This is a genomic window from Paenibacillus harenae (assembly GCF_030812415.1).
Taxonomy (GTDB): domain Bacteria; phylum Bacillota; class Bacilli; order Paenibacillales; family Paenibacillaceae; genus Pristimantibacillus; species Pristimantibacillus harenae_A.
Genome location: NZ_JAUSST010000020.1, coordinates 1 through 1,598, shown reverse-complemented (window position 1 = coordinate 1,598; position 1,598 = coordinate 1). Strand labels below are relative to the sequence as shown.

The following is a 1,598-nucleotide window of genomic DNA, read 5'->3' as shown; positions in this document are numbered from 1 at the left end:
TCATGGTGGTCAACCCTCCCACATCTCGCAGAGTCTACGCTCCCACATTCCTTCATTCAACCTGTCCATGAGGTGGAGGTCAGATATGCTGCCCGACAGGATCTTCGTCCGTATGTTAACGTCGTTCCGACTCATCCGTGCTTCTTGTTATCTAACTTTGGCTTAGATCATCATCTTTGAAATGCGTTGCGTTAAGCTGCATGCGGTAACTCTGCAGGGATGTCCTGGATCATCTTTTCTTCACTGAACTCATGTCCCTTTTTCAATATGCCGAAAAGGACTCGAATAAGCTTGTTACATAACGCGATGAGTGATTGCATCTTTTTCAACGGGTTCACTGACCGTTCGGTGTAATACTCGTGCAAAGCACGGAAAGCTGCATTCTTAGCGACCAATGGCATCATCACCCTAAAGAGTAAGGCGCGAAGGCGTTTACGGCCTCTCTTGGTTATCTTGGTCTGTCCTGTATGTGTGCCAGATGAATTTGTTTTCAAATTCAACCCAGCGAGCTTTATGATCTGCTTGGGATGACGGTACTGGCTAATATCACCTACCTCAGCTAGAAATCCAGCGATGGTGTCTCTACCAATCCCTTTTATGGCCCGTACTTGCTGTACATGTGGGATCTGCTTGAGCAGTTCATCCAATTTAAACTCTAATTCTTCGAGTTTGTTATGAAACCATTCGTACTGTGTCAGCAGTAGCTTCAGCTCCATCTTAGCTAACTCAGAACCTTCTCGTATGCCGACAGAACAGCTAGCTGCTGCCTTCAGATTCTTGATTCGACCTAGACCAAGCCCTCGTTTTGCAGCTTCTCTCAGGTGCTGCAGCAAGGTTTCATCCGGCACGTGAACAAGCTCGTGCGGCAGTTTATAAAGGCTCAGCATTTGGATGGCAGATTTGCACTCCCAATCCTTAAATACCGTCAGAAACTCAGGAAAATACCGGTCTAGCCAGTTATGAACACGTGCTTGCACAACACAAAGGTCAGTCGTTAGGTGATCGCGAATTTTCATCGCTTCCCTCAGTTCTGCATAAACGCCCTGAGGAAGGCTCGGTACGGCGTATCTCCCGTCTTTGACCAATTGTGCAATGACTTTAGCATCCTTGATGTCATTTTTCGTTGGCGAATTGTCGTCTAGTTCTTTGCTCTTCTTCACGTGAAGTGGATTTACAACGCCGTACATCACTTGCTTTCCTCTAAGAAAATGAGCAAGGTTCAGCCAGTAGTGGCCCGTAGGCTCCATGCCTATTATGACGTCTTCGAAGCCACTTTCCGTTGAGATCTTCCGAAACCAGCTCACAAACAACTCGAATCCATCCTGGGTGTTTTCAAACGCAAGTGGCTTCCCAAGCTCGACTCCGCGGAAGTCTTGCGCACGAGCCACATGTTTGAATTTGGCGATATCTACACCGACAATTAAGGTTGAAGAAGTAATTTGATTAATTCGTGCATTTTGAGTAGAATGCATGTTGTAGTCTCCTTGGTTTGTATTTGGATCCGGTCGCTGGCCAGCATCTGGGACCCATATACATCTTACCAAGGAGTCTTTTTGTTTCTCAAACCTCGTATTTCTTCATTATAGGAATGCTGCCCG

At 46.5% G+C, this 1,598-nt stretch carries 1 protein-coding gene; it reads right to left on the bottom strand.

Annotation, left to right across the window (positions count from 1 at the left end; translation table 11 throughout):
* Positions 1 to 191: 191 nt before the first annotated feature.
* Positions 192 to 1,472: an IS110 family transposase gene (locus tag J2T14_RS30755; protein ID WP_307477040.1), complete on the bottom strand. Its 1,281-nt coding sequence runs from the start codon at positions 1,470 to 1,472 to the stop codon at positions 192 to 194.
* Between the last annotated feature and the right edge of the window lie 126 nt (positions 1,473 to 1,598).